This window comes from Streptomyces sp. CNB091 (assembly GCF_000377965.1).
In genome coordinates this window covers 98,506-115,178 of sequence record NZ_KB899004.1, presented here as the reverse complement: position 1 = coordinate 115,178, position 16,673 = coordinate 98,506, and the positions used below count along the sequence as shown (strand labels likewise).

12 protein-coding genes are annotated in these 16,673 nt (G+C 73.8%); all 12 read left to right on the top strand.

Annotation, left to right across the window (positions count from 1 at the left end):
- The first annotated feature begins 127 nt into the window (after window positions 1-127).
- The 12 genes from D581_RS0125510 to D581_RS0125455 all read left to right on the top strand — a co-directional run bounded on the left by D581_RS0125510 (window position 128) and on the right by D581_RS0125455 (window position 16,661).
- Window positions 128-457, top strand: coding sequence for a phosphopantetheine-binding protein (locus D581_RS0125510; RefSeq protein WP_018960021.1), 330 nt, complete (start codon window positions 128-130; stop codon window positions 455-457).
- Window positions 450-3,191, top strand: a complete 2,742-nt coding sequence (locus D581_RS01000000137725) for a type I polyketide synthase (protein ID WP_018960020.1) — start codon at window positions 450-452, stop codon at window positions 3,189-3,191. Before D581_RS0125510 ends, D581_RS01000000137725 begins: the two co-directional genes overlap by 8 nt.
- Window positions 3,188-3,982 (top strand): thioesterase II family protein, encoded by a 795-nt coding sequence (locus tag D581_RS01000000137720; RefSeq protein ID WP_018960019.1) that lies wholly within the window; start codon window positions 3,188-3,190, stop codon window positions 3,980-3,982. Before D581_RS01000000137725 ends, D581_RS01000000137720 begins: the two co-directional genes overlap by 4 nt.
- Window positions 3,983-4,048: 66 nt before the next feature.
- Window positions 4,049-5,104, top strand: coding sequence for an aldo/keto reductase (locus D581_RS0125495; protein WP_018960018.1), 1,056 nt, complete (start codon window positions 4,049-4,051; stop codon window positions 5,102-5,104).
- A 55-nt stretch (window positions 5,105-5,159) separates the two neighbouring features.
- Window positions 5,160-7,562: a type I polyketide synthase gene (locus D581_RS01000000137715; RefSeq protein ID WP_018960017.1), complete on the top strand. Its 2,403-nt coding sequence runs from the start codon at window positions 5,160-5,162 to the stop codon at window positions 7,560-7,562.
- A gap of 85 nt (window positions 7,563-7,647) precedes the next feature.
- Complete coding sequence (gene ccrA, locus D581_RS0125485) at window positions 7,648-8,898, top strand: crotonyl-CoA carboxylase/reductase (protein WP_018960016.1); 1,251 nt, start codon at window positions 7,648-7,650, stop codon at window positions 8,896-8,898.
- Window positions 8,895-10,697, top strand: coding sequence for a fatty acyl-AMP ligase (locus D581_RS0125480; RefSeq protein WP_018960015.1), 1,803 nt, complete (start codon window positions 8,895-8,897; stop codon window positions 10,695-10,697). Before ccrA ends, D581_RS0125480 begins: the two co-directional genes overlap by 4 nt.
- 136 nt (window positions 10,698-10,833) lie before the next feature.
- A complete protein-coding gene (locus tag D581_RS0125475; protein ID WP_018960014.1) occupies window positions 10,834-11,715 on the top strand; it encodes a LysR family transcriptional regulator in 882 nt (293 codons plus the stop codon).
- Window positions 11,716-11,773: 58 nt separating this feature from the next.
- The gene (locus D581_RS01000000137710) at window positions 11,774-13,093 is read left to right on the top strand and encodes a cytochrome ubiquinol oxidase subunit I (RefSeq protein ID WP_018960013.1); all 1,320 of its coding nucleotides are present in this window, start codon (window positions 11,774-11,776) and stop codon (window positions 13,091-13,093) included.
- A 63-nt stretch (window positions 13,094-13,156) separates the two neighbouring features.
- Window positions 13,157-14,146, top strand: coding sequence for a cytochrome d ubiquinol oxidase subunit II (locus D581_RS0125465; RefSeq protein WP_018960012.1), 990 nt, complete (start codon window positions 13,157-13,159; stop codon window positions 14,144-14,146).
- Window positions 14,147-14,384: 238 nt separating this feature from the next.
- Entirely contained in the window at window positions 14,385-15,311 is a 927-nt protein-coding gene (locus D581_RS0125460) for an SDR family oxidoreductase (RefSeq protein WP_026290903.1), read from the top strand.
- Between the two features lie 210 nt (window positions 15,312-15,521).
- Window positions 15,522-16,661 (top strand): glycosyltransferase, encoded by a 1,140-nt coding sequence (locus D581_RS0125455; RefSeq protein ID WP_018960010.1) that lies wholly within the window; start codon window positions 15,522-15,524, stop codon window positions 16,659-16,661.
- Window positions 16,662-16,673 lie beyond the last annotated feature (12 nt).

The window sequence follows — 16,673 nt, the reverse complement described above, 5'->3', positions numbered from 1 at the left end:
GTGTGGAGACCTTTTATTGGACGCGCCGCCCGGTGGGGACGGATCATTTTCCCGGAGCCCGCCGGTCCGAAGCGGCCCGGCGACTGTCCACGAATCCCGGGCAGTTCGGCAATTCTTGAGGAGCGGAATGTCTGACGCATCCCCGACGGAGAAGGATTCCCTGACCCTCGTCGCCGAAATATGGTGCGAGGTCCTGGAACTCCCCGAGGTCGGCGAGGACGACAACTTCTTCGACCTGGGCGGGCAGTCACTCCTGCTCCAGTCGGTCCAGGCGGCGATCGCCCGGCGGACCGGTCGGCATGTCGAGCTGATCGACCTGTTCGACCACCCGACCGTGCGCGCGCTGGCCCGTCACCTCGACTCCGGCTCCACCCCCCGTCCCGCCGCCCGGCGGCGTTCGACGGCCGGGCGTCTCGGCAGCCGCCGGGCGGCCCTCGGCGGAGGCACCGGTGAGTGACGCGGACCGCCGTGAGGCGGAGCGGACGGGGTCCGCGGACCGGGAGGACGACTTCCTGGCCGTGGTCGGCATGGCTGGGCGGTTCCCCGGAGCCGGGGACCTGGAGGAGTTCTGGGCGAACCTGGCCGCGGGGGTCGACTCCGTCACCCGGGGAGCCCCGCGGCTCCTGCCGGGCGGCGCGGCCGACGGGGGCGACCTCGTCCTCACCCCCTCGCGGGGCACGCTGGACGGTGCGGAGTGGTTCGACGCCGACTACTTCGGCTACTCCGCGAAGGAGGCGCTGCTGATCGACCCGCAGCACCGGGTGTTCCTCGAGTGCGCGGTGACCGCCCTGGAGGACGCCGGACTGGACCCGGACCGGGTCGCGGGTGCGGTCGGCGTGTACGGCGGCGCGACCGAAACCGGGTACGCGCAGGCGCTGCGGGCACACGCCGGCCGGCTCCCCGGCGTCAGCGAGGACGACGTACTGCTGGGTACCGCACCGGACTTCCTCGTCGCGCGCACCGCCGAACGGCTGGGGCTGCGCGGACCGGCCGTCGCCGTGCAGGCGGCCTGCGCCACCGCGCTGGTCGCCGTTCATACCGCGGGCCGGGCCCTGTTGGCGGGCGACTGCGACGTGGCGCTCGCGGGCGGCGTCGCCGTCCACGTACCGCCCAAGCATCTGCCGTGGAACGGCCCGGACGGCACGCTCGCTCCCGACGGGGTGTGCCGCGCCTTCGACGCCCGCGGGGCCGGGACCGTCGCCTCCAACGGTGTCGGGGTCGTCGTCCTCAAACGGCTCGGGGACGCGCTGGCCGCCGGCGATCCGATCCGGGCCGTGCTGCGGGGGTCCGCCGTCACCAACGACGGCGCGGACCGCGTCGGTTTCACCGCCCCGACCGTCTCCGGCCAGGCGGCGGCCGTGCGCGAGGCCCAACTCGCCGCGGGCGTCGAAGCCCGCAGCGTCACCTGTGTCGAGGCGCACGGTACGGCCACCCCGCTGGGCGACCCGATCGAAGTGGCCGCCCTGACCCGGGCCTTCCGCGAGGAGACCGACGAGAGCGGGTTCTGCGCGCTGGGCTCGGTGAAGACCAACATCGGGCACGCCGACGCGGCGGCCGGAGCGGCGGGCCTGCTCAAGACCGTCCTCGCGCTGGGCCACCGGCAGATCCCGCCGAGCCTGCACTTCGAGGAGCCCAACCCGCAGATCGACTTCGCGTCGAGCCCGTTCCGCGTCGCGACCGCCCTTGAGGACTGGAAGCCGTACGGGGAGACCTTGCGGGCCGGAGTCAGTTCCTTCGCGGTCGGCGGGGTGAACGCCCACCTCGTCCTGGAGGAGGCGCCGCGCCGAGCAGCCGCGCCCTCCGAGCGGCGGGCGCGGCTGCTGGTCCACTCGGCCCGTACCGCCTCCGCTCTCCAGGCCCGGCTGGACCGGTTCGCGCAGGCCGCGCCGGTGCAGTCGGCCGATCCCGCCGATGTGGCCTGGACCCTCCAGACGGGTCGCCGCGCTCATGCCCACCGTGCGTTCGGTGTCACCACCGGCTCGGCGGACAGCACCCGGGACGTCGAGCGGGCCGTCGCTCCCACCCGGGCCCGGCCGACGGTGTTCCTGTTCCCCGGCCGCGTCGGCCCGGCCGAGGCGTGGCGGCTGCACGCGACGGAACCCGCGTTCCGCACCGCGTTCGACACGGTTCTCGGCCTGGTGGACGACCGGCTGGCGGCGTCGGTGCGGTCCGTGGCCAGGGGACTCGACTGGCCGGAGCGGGCGGAGGTCCGCGACACGTACGTCTTCGCCTTCGAGTACGCCCTCGCCGCCCTCTGGCAGCGGTGGGGCATCACGCCCAGCGCGGTGTTCGGCACCGGCACCGGAGCGGCGGTGGCGGCGGCGGTGGCGGGTTCGCTCACTCCGGCCGACGCCCTGCGCCTGATCGGGTCCGTGCCCGGCGCACCGCAGGGGCCGCCCCGTTCCCACCGTGTCGACGTGCTGTTCGCCGACGGCACCCGGCACGTGGCCGGCGGCACGCTCGACACCGCGCGCTGGGCCGCCGAACGGGTCGCCGGAGACCCCGCGGACACCGCGTCGGCCGCCCTGCTCGCCGACACCGGGCCGATCCTGCTCCAGGTCGGGGCGGGGGCCCCTCCGGTCGCCCTCGCCGGACAGCTCCCGTCGCACTCGGCGGACCGCCTGCTGCTGCCCTCGCTGGCGGAACTCACCGACGGTGGGGACGCGTTGGCGGCGATGTACCGCACGCTCGGCCGGCTCTGGCTGGCCGGTGCGCAGGTCGACTGGGCGGGCGTGCACGACGGTGAGCGCCGGACGCGCGTGCCGCTGCCGACGTATCCGTTCGAACGCCTGCCGTACCTGGTGCGCCATCCCGACCAGGAGACCGAGGCGGCCGGGGCCGCACCGGCCGTGCCGTCGGCCGTCCCCCCGACCGCGCCGGAGGAGGAGATCCCGGGCGCGGCTCCGGTGGCCGCAGAGCCGGACGCTGCCCGGCCCGACGACGGCACCCCGTTGTCGTTCGTGCTGGGCCTGTTCGGGGAGGCGCTGGGGCTGCCCGACATCGAACCGGACGAGAGCTTCTTCGAGCTGGGCGGGGACTCCCTGGTGGGCATCAAACTGCTCGCCCGGATCAGGGAGGCGTACCCCGTGGAGATCAAGATGAGTTCGCTGTTCACGGCCTCCACCGCGGCGGATCTCGCCGCGGTCGTCGAGGAACAGCTCGCCGCGTCCACGGAAGGAGAAGCGTCATGAGCGCCGCCCCGGACACCTCCGCCGTCGATGAGGCGCGGGCGCGCTGGTTCTCCAGCCGCAGGCCCCGCTCGGCGACCGAGCTCGACCTGTACTGCTTCGCCCACGCGGGCGGCTCCGCCGGAGAGTTCCTGCGGTGGGGTCCGGGCCTGCCGGGCGTACGGCTGTGGGCGGTCAAACTGCCCGGCCGGGCGCCGCGCGAGGCGGAGACCCCGTACTCCCGGATCGATGACCTGGTCGACGACCTGGTCGCGCAGGTGGACTTCGGGCAGGAGGGCTCCGCACCCCGCGCGTTCGCCTTCTTCGGGCACAGCCTCGGAGCGCTCGTCGCGTTCGAGACGGCGCGCGCGCTGCGCCGCGCCGGTCTGCGGCAGCCGCGTCATCTGCTGCTGTCGTCGATGCAGCCGCCGCCGCTCCGTCTGAGCGGCGGGACCCACCTGTTGCCCGACGAGGAACTGCTCGCCGAGGTGGAACGCCGATGGGGCGGGCTCCCCCAGGTGGTCCGGGACGAGCCCGAACTGCGCCACGTCGCGGTGCGTCAGCTCCGGGCGGACGCCCTGCTCGCCGAGACGCACACCTACGTGGCCGAGGACCCACTGGACATTCCGGTGACCACGTTCGCCGGCGACCAGGAGGACCCGGGCCAGCTCGACTGGGCGGAGCACACCCTGCGGGGCTGCACCCCCCATGTCCTGGCCGGCGGCCACTTCTACTTCCGCGACCCGGGCCAGCAGGACGTCCTGCTCGGCCTGATGAGCCGGGCCGTGGGACGGCCCGCCCCGACGAGCGCCTGAGCCCACCCCGCCCGCGACACGCCGCGGGCGCTCCCCGCACCCCGGAACGACTGGAGACGACTCCGCATGCGTTACACCACCTTCGGCCGCCACACCGGTCTGCGCGTCTCCGAATACGCGCTGGGCACCGCCAACTTCGGGACGCTGTGGGGCGGCGGCGCCAGCCGGGAGGAGGCCCGCAAGATCTTCGACCGGTTCGCGGAGGCGGGCGGCACCCTCATCGACTCGGCCGACAACTACCAGATCGGCGAGTCGGAGCTGATGCTCGGCGACTTCCTGGGCACCGACCGCGACCACTTCGTGCTGACCACCAAGTTCGGTCTGGGCGCGGGACGGTCACGGGTGTCGAACACCGGCAACAGCCGCAAGGCCATCCGTACCGCCCTCGAAGCCAGCCTCAAGCGCCTGGGAACCGACTACATCGATGTGTACTGGGCCCACCTGCCCGACACCGTCACGCCCGTCGAGGAGATCCTCGCGGCCCTGGACGATCTCGTACGGGCGGGCAAGATCCTGCACGCCGGGCTATCCAACTTCCCCGCGTGGCGGGTGTCCCGCGCCGCCACCCTGGCGGAGGTGCGCGGACTGAACCGCCTGGTGGGCATCCAGTGCGAGTACAGCCTCGCCGAGCGGAGCGCCGAGCGGGAGCTGCTGCCGATGGCGGAGGCCCTGGGGCTGGGCGCCACCCTCTGGTCCCCGCTGGGCGGCGGCCTGCTCACCGGCAAGTACCGGGAGAGCCGCCGGGGCCGCCTCAGCAACTGGGAGGGCCAGGCCATCCGCGTCGAGGACTCGGCGCAGCGCACCGAGGTCCTCGACACCGTGCTGGCGGTGGCCGAAGAGCTGGGGATCCCGGCCGCGCAGGTGTCGATGGCCTGGCTGCGGGCACGGGCGGCCCGCTCCTCGACCGCGCTGGTGCCGGTCATCGGGCCGCGGACCGGCGAGCAGTTGGAGGAGTACCTGGCCGCGCTGGACGTCGAGCTGGACGCGGCGCAGCTGGAGAGGCTGGAGAGGGCGAGCGCGATCCGGCCCGGTCAGCCGTACGAGTTGATCGCGGGGCACCGGAACGCGGCCCTGGGCGGCAGCGCGGACCGCTTCGCGGGCCCCGTCGTCCCCGTGGCGTGACATGGCGACGGACGGATCGGCAGATGACTCCCGACAGCACGAAGGGCGGCCCGGCATGACCGAGTCCCAGACCGGCGGCGCCGCGGTCCCCGGGACCGACACGGCGTCGGGCTCCGCGCAGGACGCGACGCGGCCGGACACCGACAGCGTGATCGCCGTGATCGGTGTGGCGGCGCGCTTCGGCGAACGCCCGCACGGGGGCCCCGGCCCCCGGTGGCCCGCCGGCGCCGCGGACGGCCGGCCGTTGGACGCGCACGCCTTCGACCACCGCTTCTTCGGCGTCTCCCCGCGCGAGGCCGTCGTGCTCGATCCGCAGCAGCGGGTCCTGCTGGAGTGCGCCCATCACGCGCTGGAGGACGCGGGGGCGGACCCGGCCGACAAGGAGGCGGTGATCGGGGTGTACGCGGGCGGCTCCACGACCGGCCACGCGGCCCTGCTGCGCCGCCACGCGGACCTGCTGCCGCACGTCGACGACCGGCAGGTGCGGGCCGCCACCGGAGCCGACTTCCTGGCCTCGCGCGTCGCCTACAAGCTCGGCCTGAACGGGCCCGCGGTGTCCACGCAGGCGGGCGCCGCGACCGTGGTGGTGGCGTTGCACACGGCGGTACAGGCGCTGCTGGGCGGCGAGTGCGACGTGGCGCTCGCGGGCTCGGTGGCGGTGCCCGGCGCTCCCGGCGCCCCGGGGGCCGGGAGCGCCGTACTCGTACTGAAGCCGCTCGCGGCGGCCGTGGAGGACGGCGACCGGATCCACGCGGTGGTCGCCGGTACCGCGCTCGGCACCCGGGGCGCCCTCGAATCCACCGAGGACTGCGCCGCCCGCCTGGCCTCCGCCTCGCTCCGCCTCGCCGGCCTGGCTCCGGACGCGGTGGCGGCGGTGCGCGCGCCCGGGGGCCACGATGTCACGGACACCGCGCCCGCCGCGGCCGCGCTGGTCGAGGCGCTGCTCGGACTCGGTGAGCAGGCGCGCACCGGCGCCCTCGGGCCGACCGCCGCGGACCAGGGGTTCGCCGCCGTCGACGTGGCGGGGACGTTCGGCGTCCACGCCCATGTGCTCCTCGGCCCCGGCCCGGCTCTCCTCGGCAGTGGCGTCGCCGAACCCGACGCGCCCTCGTGGCAGTTGCTGCCCTTCTCGGCCCGGACACCGAACGCGCTCGCAGCCGTACGCGCCGGGCTGGGGCTCCACTTCGAACAGGACGGCGAGGTCCGGGGTTCCGGGCGCGGCGTGGAGCTGCGGGACGCGGCGTGGACTCTGCAGAGCGGGCGCGGCGCCCATCCGTACCGGGATTTCGTCGTGGCGCAGGACGCCGCCGAGGCGGCGGAGGCGCTCACGAGCGGCAACGCCCGTACGGAGCGGCGGAGTTCCGGCGGCACACCGCAGGTCGTGTTCACCTTCCCGGGGCACGGCGGCCAGCATCTCGGCATGGCGCGCGGGCTGCTGCGCGCCGACGCCCGCTTCCGGAGGGATCTGCGGGAGTGCGCGGAGCGGGTGCACGGCCAGGCGGACGTCGACCTGCTCGCCGTGCTCGACCCCGAGGGCCCCGAAGCGGAGGGGGCCGCCCAGCTGGCTCTGGAGAACGGGGCGGTCGCCCAGCTCGCGGTTTTCGTCCTGGAGTTCTGCCTGGCGCGCGCGTATCAGCGGCACGGCGTCCGGCCTGCGGCCGTCGTCGGGCACAGCCTCGGAGCCTATGCGGCCGCCTGCGTCGCCGGGGTGTTCTCCTTCGCCGACGGCGTCCGGATGGTGGTGCGCCGCATCGAGCTGCTGCTGAGCCTGGCGCCCGGCGCGATGGCCGCGGTCCGGCTGTCCGAGGCGGAGCTGCTGCCCCTGCTGCCGCACGGCGTGGGCATCGCCGCGTTCAGCGGTCCCGAGCAGATGACCGTGTCCGGGCCGCGCGACGCGGTCGCCGCCTTCGTCGAGGAGCACGCGGCGAAGGGCCTGGAGACCCGGCTGCTGGAGATCCCGGGGGCGGGCCACTCCTCGCTGGTCGACCCGGTGGTGGACGCGTATGCGGACTTCCTCTCCTCCGTCACTTTCCGGGCGCCGGTGATACCGGTGGTCTCGGACACCACGGGCACCTGGGCGAATCCCGAGGAGATCGTCACGCCCGGCTACTGGTGCCGTCACATGCGGCACGCCGTGCGCTACCACGACGTTCTGGAGACTCTGCACGCCCTGAAGGGCAGCGTCCTGCTGGAGGTCGGGCCGGGGGCCACACTGACGTCGCTGGCCCGACGGCACGCGGAGCTGCGCGCCCAGCACCTCACCGTGCAGAGCCTGCCGCACCCCAAGGACCCGGCGCCCGACGTGAAGGTGCTGCTGAGCGCGCTCGGCGCGCTGTGGACGGCCGGGGTGGAGGTGCGCTGGCCCGCACTGCACGAGGGCGGGAGCGCACCGCGCCGTACCGGACTGCCCGGCTACCCCTTCGAGCGCACCTCCTTCCCGCCGCCCGGCGTGCGATGAGCGCGTCGCCCACCGCCGCGCGCGGCTGAACCGGCTCCGCGCCATTCCCTTGCACCGCATCTACCGAGACCAGGAGTGAAGACCCATGGGCAAGAGCCTGTACGAGCTGGGCGAGATGCCGCCTCTCGGCACCGTCCCGGACACCATGTACGCGTCACTCATCCGCCAGAACCGTTTCGGCGAGCCGCTGAAGGCGTTCGCGACCGAGGTCGTCGACACGCCGAAGCCAGGCCCCGGCGAGGTGCTCATCTGGGTGATGGCCGCGGGCATCAACTACAACAACGTGTGGGCCGGGCTCGGCAAGCCCATCGACGTCATCGCCGCCCGGAACAAGGCCGGGGAGCCGGAGGACTTCCACATCGGCGGCTCCGAGGGCGCGGGGGTCGTCATCGCCGTGGGCGAGGGCGCCGCCGGCGTCGCGGTCGGGGACGAGGTGATGCTCTCGGGCGCGCAGTGGGACGAGAAGGCCCCCGACGTACGCCTGGGCGGCGACCCCACTCTGTCCGCCTCCATGACGGCCTGGGGCTACGAGTCCAACTACGGCTCCTTCGCGCAGGTCGCCCTGGTGCGGGACTACCAGTGCCACCCCAAGCCGGCCGCACTCAGCTGGGAGGCGGCGGCCGCGTTCATCCTGACCGGGGCGACCGCCTACCGGCAGCTCTTCGGCTGGGCCCCGCACACCGTGCAGCCCGGCGACCCGGTGCTCGTCTGGGGCGGCGCCGGGGGCCTGGGCTCCATGGCCATCCAGCTGGTACGGCACGCGGGAGGGCTGCCCGTCGCGGTGGTCTCCAGCGAGGAGCGCGCCGCGTACTGCCGTGAGCTGGGTGCGGTGGGCACCGTCAACCGGCGGGACTTCCAGCACTGGGGCCGGATGCCCGACCTGGACGACCGTGCGGCGTTCGGCAGCTGGATGAAGGAGGTGCGCGCCTTCGGCCGGGCGTTCTGGGAGGCGCTGGGCGAGCGACGCGCCCCGAAGGTGGTGCTGGAGCACAGCGGCCAGGACACCATCCCGACCTCCATGTACCTGTGCGACAACGGCGGCATGGTCACCATCTGCGGCGGCACCTCCGGCTACGCGGCCGATGTGGACCTGCGGTTCCTGTGGATGCGCCAGAAGCGGCTGCAGGGCTCGCACGGCTTCAACCAGGCACAGTGCCGGGCGATGATCCACCTGGTCGGCTCGGGCCGTATCGACCCGTGCCTGTCCGGGCTGTTCGACTTCGAGCAGATCGGTGAGGCCCACCAGATGATGCACGAGAACCGGCAGCCGCCGGGCAACATGGCCGCCCTCGTGAACGCGACCCGCCCGGGCCTGACCACGCTGGAGCAGGCATGACCACGTCGGCGACGGGACGGACGACGACGACGACGGTCACGGGCCACACCGTCGCACCGGAGACGGACCCCGTGCTCGCGGCCGGCCCGCTGCCGCTCCCCGTCGTGCTGGCCCGCCGGGCCGCGCACTCACCCGACACTCTCGCCTACACCTATCTCCGCAACGGCGAGGAGATCGGCGAGCAGACCACCTACGCCGAGCTGTACGCCGCCGTCCGTTCGCGTGCGGCCGCGCTGGCGGCCGCGGCGGACGGCCGGCGGACCGCCGTCCTGCTGTACCCCAACGGCCTGGAGTTCATCCGGAGCTGGCTGGCCTGCACGACGGCCGGCATCCAGGGCGCGCCCCTGCAGGTGCCGACGCGCGCCCAGGCCGTGGAGCGACTGCGCACCGTCGCCGACGACGCGCGCACCACCCTGGTCCTCACCACCGCGGAGGTCCGCGACCAGATCCTCGCCGACTTCGGCGACCTGCCCGAACTCGACGGGCTGGAACTGCTGGCGACCGACGAACTGCCGTCGTCCGACGCCGCGTCCGCCCTCGATGAAGGCGCGCTGTCGGACGTCGCGCTGCTCCAGTACACGTCCGGCTCCACCGGCACCCCCAAGGGCGTGATGGTGACCCATGCCAACTTCTGGGCCAATGCCCGCGAGATGGACCTGCTGTGGCCGATCCGCGGCGACGGGGCGGTGGTGTCCTGGCTGCCCTTCTTCCACGACATGGGACTGCTGCTGGGCATCGTGCTGCCGCTGTGGTCGGGCCGCCCGTCCTACCTGATGGGCCCGGAGGCGTTCATACGCCGGCCCGGGCGCTGGCTGGAGGCGCTCTCCCGGTTCGGCGCCACACACGCCGCCGCGCCGAACTTCGCGTACGACCTGTGCGTCCGCAGCGACACCGCGCGCGGCCCGCTGGACCTGTCGCGCTGGCGGGTCGCCATCAACGGCGCCGAACCGGTCCGGGCGCACACCGTGCAGGAGTTCACCGGCAAGTACGCCGCGCACGGCTTCGACGCGCGGGCGATGTGCCCGGGATACGGACTGGCCGAGTTCACCCTGAAGGTCAGCGGAAGTTCGCCCGACGACGAGCCGCGGCCCCTGGTCCTCGACGCGGCGGCGCTGAGCCTGGGCACGGTGGCGCCGGTACCGGCGGGGACCCCGGCCACCGCCACGGTGATGAGCTGCGGGCGCACGGTCGGCGGGACGCGCGTGCGGATCGTGGACCCCCACACCCTGCGGGCGGCCGGGCCCGGCCGGGTCGGTGAGATCTGGGCTGCCGGGCCGTGTGTGGCGGCCGGGTACACCGGACGGCCCGAGGAGAGCGAGCGGACCTTCCGGGCCCGCGTCGTGGGCGCCGAGGAGGAGGGGACGTACCTGCGCACCGGCGACATGGGATTCGTGCACGACGGGGAGGTCCACGTCACCGGCCGGTTCAAGGACCTCATCATCGTCAAGGGCCGCAACCACTACCCGCAGGACCTGGAGCACACCGTCGAGAACAGCCACCCCCTGCTCCGCCCCGCGTCGGCCGCCGCGTTCGCGGTGGACGACGGCGAGCGGGAGTCGGTCGTCGTGGTGGTCGAGGGCGACAGCCGGATCTTCGGTTACGCGAGCGAGGACGAGGTGGTCGGTGCGATCGGCGAGGCACTGCTGCGCCGTCACCGGATCGAGCCCGCCGACGTGGTGCTGATCAGGCGCGGCACGCTGCCCAAGACGACCAGCGGGAAGGTGCGGCGACGTCCCTGCCGGGAACGGTACGAGGCGGGCACCCTCGCCCGGCTCGTCGCACCGTCGCCCCGCTCCTGAACCGGCCGCGGGGAAGGACCACTTGACGTCGATCTGACACGCACCTGACCCTGATCTGACACAACGTCGCACGTCTGTTCCGAAGTTGACGCGGTCTTCGAAGAGACGTGACGCACCGGTCCTTAAACTGGCCGGCATGGAGCTGCGCCAGTTGGAGTACTTCCTCGCGGTGGTCGAGGAAGCGAGTTTCACCAAGGCCGCGGCACGGGTCTTCGTGACCCAGCCGTGCGTGAGCGCGCAGATCCGCAGACTGGAACGCGAGCTCGGACAGGACCTGTTGGACCGCAGCGGGCGCCGGGTGGAACTGACCGAGGTGGGGGCCGCGGTCCTGCCGCACGTCCGCGCCGCCCTGTCCTCGATGAAGGAGATCCGGGGCGCCGTGGACGACGTCACCGGCCTGGTCCGCGGGCAGGTCAGGGTGGGCTCCGTCGCGTCCTCGCTCTCCCGTCAGCTCCCGCGCGTGGTGGCGGGGTTCAGCGAGCGGTACCCGGCGGTGGAGATATCCCTCACCGAGGGCAGCACTGAGCAGTTGACCGAGGCGGTGCGCTCGGGCCGCATCGATGTCGCGATCGTCGGTGTCGGCTCGGACCCGCCCGCCGGGCTGGACGTGGTGATGCTCACCGACGAGCCGCTGATCTGCGCGGTGGGACACGAACACCCGCTGGCCGGCGCCGGGACGATCCCCGCGGAGGAGCTGGAGAAGCACAGCCTGATCTGCCTGCCGGAGGGCAGCGCCCTGCGCGCCGCCGCCGACGCCGCCTGGAGGTCCGCCGGGATCGCCCCGCGGGTCGCCTTCGAGGCCGGGGCGCCGGGTGTGCTCGTGGAGCTCGCGGCGCGCGGCCTAGGCGTGGCGGTCCTGCCCGAGCAGTATGTCCGGGCCCGCCCGCAGGCACTGCGCCCGGTGGAGATCGCCGGCCCGAAACTGCGGGCCGGGCTGGGGCTCGCCCAGCGCGCGGGCAGCAGGCTGAATCCGGCCGCGGGCGCCTTCCACAGCCACGCCCGCGCCCTCCTCGGCTGATCCCCGCCCGGTCTCTCCGCAAGCCACCCACCCCTCCCTGCCGTCTGGAAACGCACACGTGGACGTCGTCGACCTCGCCCGCCTCCAGTTCGCCGTCACGGCGACCCTGCACTTCCTGTTCGTCGCCTTCACCCTCGGGATGGTCACGGTCGTCGCCGTGCTCCAGACCCGGGCACTGCGCACGAGCGACCTCACCGAACGGGCCGGGCGGATGCGCCAGGTGCGGTTCTGGGGCGGCCTGTACGTCATCAACTACGCACTCGGCATCGTCAGCGGCCTCACCCAGGAGTTCCAGTTCGGGATGAACTGGTCGGGGCTCTCGCACGTCCTCGGCAACGTCGTGGGGGCGCCGATGGCCGTCGAGACCGTCGTCGCCTTCTTCCTGGAATCCACGTTCCTCGGCCTGTGGGCCTTCGGTTTCGGACGGGTGTCCGCGCGCACCCACCTGCTGCTCATCTGGGGCGTGGCGCTCACCGCCTACGCCTCCACCTTCTGGATCATGGTGGTGAACGGCTTCCTGCAGAAGCCGGTGGGATACGCGATGCACGACGGTGTCGCCCGGGTCACCGACTGGAGTGCGCTGCTCACCAACGGGGCGACCTGGTACGCGCTGCTGCACCTGACGGGTGTGGTGGCCCTGCTCGCCGGAGTCGTGATGTGCGCCGTCAGCTCCTACCACCTGCGGCACGGCCGTGATCTCGACTTCTTCCGCCCGGCGCTGGTCCACGGGTCCCGGCTCGCGGGGGTCGGCGCGGTGGTGACCGCGGGTGCGGGCGTGGTTCACCTGGTGACGCTCGAGGAGTACCAGCCCGAGAAGTACGCCGTGGTGATGGGCGAGAGCGGCGCCGGTCTGGAGCGGGCCCGGGAGGCGGCGCGGGCCGCCTACGGGCCGGGCGACTGGCTGCCGCCCGCCTGGGTGGGGGTGGCGTCCGTGCTGATGCTGGTGATCGGCCTGGTCCTCCTCGTACTGGTGTGGCTCCCCGCGAAGGCGGGACGGGCCGAAGGGGCGTCCACGGGACGCTTCCGGCTGAGGCTGCCGATGGTCCTGCTGCCGATGAGCATCGTGGCTCTGGTCTGCGGCTGGCTCAGCCGGGAGGTCGGCCGTCAGCCGTGGATGGTGACCGGCGAGCTGACGGTGCGGGACGCGATCGGCGACGTGTCCGCCGGCGGGATGCTGGCGTCTCTGATCGCCTTCACCCTGGTGCTGGGCGCCCTGTCCGTCGTGAACTTCTCCCTGATCGCCCACTACGCACGGCTGGGCCCGGACGGCGGACTGCTCGGGGACGACGACCTGTTCCCGGACGCGGGCGCCCGGGACGAGACCCGCCCCGGCGGAGATCCGGCCCCGGACGAGGCGGCCCGCGTCACCTCGTACTGAATCCCCGAGCCCGCCCCTTCTCTCTCTCCGCACACGCCTTCGCACTCCTGACGGGAATCGACCGTGGACGTCTTCTGGTACTCCTTGGTGGGAGTGCTCCTCGCCGGGTATCTGGCGCTGGAAAGCATCGACTTCGGCGTGGGCATGCTGCTGCCGTTCTCCGGCGACGAGGCCTCACGGGCCCGGATGCGACGCCTCGTGGTTCCTCTGTTCCTGGCGAACGAGGTCTGGTTGGTGGCCTGCGTGGGCCTGCTGTTCGGGGCGTTGCCCGTGCTGGAGGGCGCGTTGCTCCAAGCACTGCGACTGCCGGTGCTCGCCCTGGTGTGCGCGTGGCTGCTGCGGGACGCGGCGCTGTGGTTCCGCCAGGCGCACCCCGGCTCCGGCTGGCGGAGGGTCTGGGACACCGTACTGCCCGTCAGCAGCCTTGTTCTGGCCGCTGGTTGGGGTGCGGTGCTCGGCGCGATGGTGCGGGGACTGTCCACGCGCGCCGGCGGTCATCCGGTGGCGGACCCGATCGATCTGGTGCACCCGCTCCCGCTGGTGTGCGCCGCGTTGGCGGTGGCGGCCTGTCTGTGCCAGGGGGCGTTGTTCGCGGCCCGCGGGCTGCCCGCGGACGGGACCGCCGCCCGCCGCGCGGCCCGGCTGAACCGGGTCGCCTCGCCGGTGGTGCTGGGGTTGGTGGTCCTTGTGGGCGGTGTGGCAGCGGCAGTCGTCGACGCCCCGGAGCGGGTGGCGGCGGCAGCGGGTGGCGCCGGCCTGTGCGTGGCCGGATCGATCCTGCTGGCGAGGGCCGGTCGGGCGGTACCCGCACTGGTGCTCGGGTCTGCGCCGCTCTGGGCGCTGCCGCTGCTGGTGGGTGTCGCGCACGGGACGACGGTGCTGGCGACCCGCTCCGGCGCGGGCGACCTGACACTGGGCGAGGCCGTCGCGGACGGGGAGTCGCTGTGGCTGCTCTCGGTGACGGTGCTTCCGGTGCTGGTCGCGGTGGTGGTGGTCCAGTGGTGGTTCTGGCGGGTGTTCGCCCGGGTGCGGCCGGCGGTCGCCGCCGCCTGATGCGGGGCGTCGGCGCGGCCCCCCGCCCGCCGCCGGCGTCGCGCGGGGCCGACTTCACCTTCCCTTGACGCTTCTTGACATGAGTTGCCGGTGCCCAAAGATCTGCCGTATTGACCCCAAACCCGGCACGTCAGAGGGTGGTTGAGCCCCGGTCGGCACGGATCCGGCGGGGCTCCTGCGCATCCTCGCCCTTCCGCCTTCCTGTGCCTTCCTGCCCACCAGCACCAGGAGACAGCTCATGCCCTCTCGGCCCGCGAGCCCGCCCACCCTTCTCGTCCTGGGAGCCACCGGCTTCGTGGGACGACACGTGTGCGCGGCGTCGGCAGCCGCAGGCCATCAGGTTCTCGCGGTGGCCCGGAGCCCGCTGCCGGGCCTGGCCGCGCACCGGTTCCTCTCCTTCGACCTGGCGCGCACCCCCGCCGACGAGGTCGCCCGGGTTCTGCGTGAGGAGCGGGTCGATGTCGTCGTGAACTCCATCGGCAGTATCTGGGGCGCGCCCCCCGAGGAGATGACGGAGCGCTGTACGGCCCCCACGCTCAGGCTCCTGGAAGCCATGAGACTGCTGTCCGAGCCGCCGCGGCTCGTCCAGCTCGGTTCCGTGCTGGAGTACGGGGATCCGCCCGCCACCGCGTACGGACGGGCCAAGCTCGCCGCCGCCCGGGCGGTGCTGGAGGCGGACGCCCGCGGCGAGGTGCGGGCCCTGGTGCTGCGCATCGCCAACGCGGCCGGTCCCGGAACCCCCGACGTCAGCCTGCTCGGGCAGGTCGCCGCCCGGCTCCGGGAGGCCGCCGCCGAGGGCAGGGAGGCGGTCGTGGAGCTGAACGCCCTGCTCGCACACCGGGATTACGTCGACGTACGGGACGTGGCGGACGCGGTCGTCGCCGCCGCGATGTCGTCGGCGCGGGGGCAGATCGTCGGCATCGGACGGGGCGAGGCCGTGCCGGTGCGGTCCCTGGTGACCGAGCTGATCCGGGTCAGCGGGGTTCCGGCGCGGGTCGTGGAACGGGAGGCTCCGACGACGGCCCCCGGGGCGAACGACTGGATCCAGGTGGACACCGGTCCGGCGCGGGGACTTCTGGGATGGCGGGCAGGGCGTTCCCTGGAGTCGGCGCTCCGGGCCTTCTGGACCGAAGCCCAGCGCTCTCCGCTGCCTGCGGGGCCCTGACTCCGTCCCCTGCTCCTGCCCGCGGCCCGTCCCGGTGGCGAGGCCCGGGGACCCCGCGGGCGTTCGGAGCGGGTGGCCCGTGGCCTGCTCGCCCGGTCTCCGGCCCGCGGATCCGGCCCGGTGCCGCGCCTCCACGGGCCGCACTCCCCTGGTACCCCCGGGCGCCCGCCCAGGGCCCGCACCCAACCGATCCCGCCCGGAAAGGCACCCATGAAGATCCTCTTTCTCGCCGCAGGCAGTGCCGCCACCGTCTACGGCATGACCCCCCTGGCCACCGCCGCCCGCAGCGCGGGACACCAGGTCATCATGGCCGCGCCCCGCAACGTGCTGCCGGACATCGCCGCCATGGGCCTGACCCCGTTCTCGGTGACCTCCACCCCCATCCCCCACTTCCGCACCAAGGACCGCGCGGGCAATCCCGTCACCGTGCCGGACAATCCCGTCGAGGGAAGGCTCTTCACCGGCGGCTGGTTCGGCAGGCTCGCCGCCGCCAGCATGGATCCGCTGCTCGGGCTGGCCGAGGACTGGCGTCCCGACCTGGTCGTCGGCGGCACCCTCACGTATGCCGCCCCCCTCCTCGCCCACCGGCTGGGCGTCCCGTACGTGCGCCAGACCTGGGACGGCAAGGACTTCGACGGCATCGACCCCGGTGCCACCGCCGAACTCCGCCCCGAGCTCGCGCAACTGGGCCTGGACGCACTGCCGGAGCCGCAGCTCCTGGTCGACGTCACCCCGCCGAGCCTCCGCCACGCCCACGCGCTGCCCGCCCAGCCGATGCGGTGGACCCCGGTCAACCAGCAGCGCGAGCCCGAGCCGTGGATGCTCCGGCGCGGCGAGCGCCGCCGGGTGGTCGTCACGGGCGGCAGCCGCGGGCTGAACCTGGAGTTCCTGCGGGATGTCGTCGGCAAGGTCGGCGCGCTGGGCGTCGAGGTCGTGGTGGCCGCGCCGGAGGAGCTGGCCGCGAAGCTGCGCGCCGAGGCCGACGGCATCCGCGCCGGCTGGATCCCGCTCGACGTGGTGGCCCCCACGAGTGACCTGATCGTCCACCACTCCGGCGGGGTGACGAGCCTGACCGCCCTGCACTTCGGGGTGCCGCAGCTGTCCGTCATGGAGAACCGGGACAACGCCTCGCACGGCGCCGCCCTGGACCGCATCGCCGACTTCGGCGCCGGGCTGGCCCTCCAGCCGCACGAGCGGACCGCAGAGCGGATCGGCGCCGCCTGCGAGCAGTTGCTGGGCGACCCGTCCTCCACCGCGCGGGCGCAGGCCATCGCCGCGGAGATGGCGACGATGCCGCCGCCCTCCACGGTGCTCGGCCTCCTGGAGGACCTGGTAGCCCGCACCGCCTGACCACCTCATGTG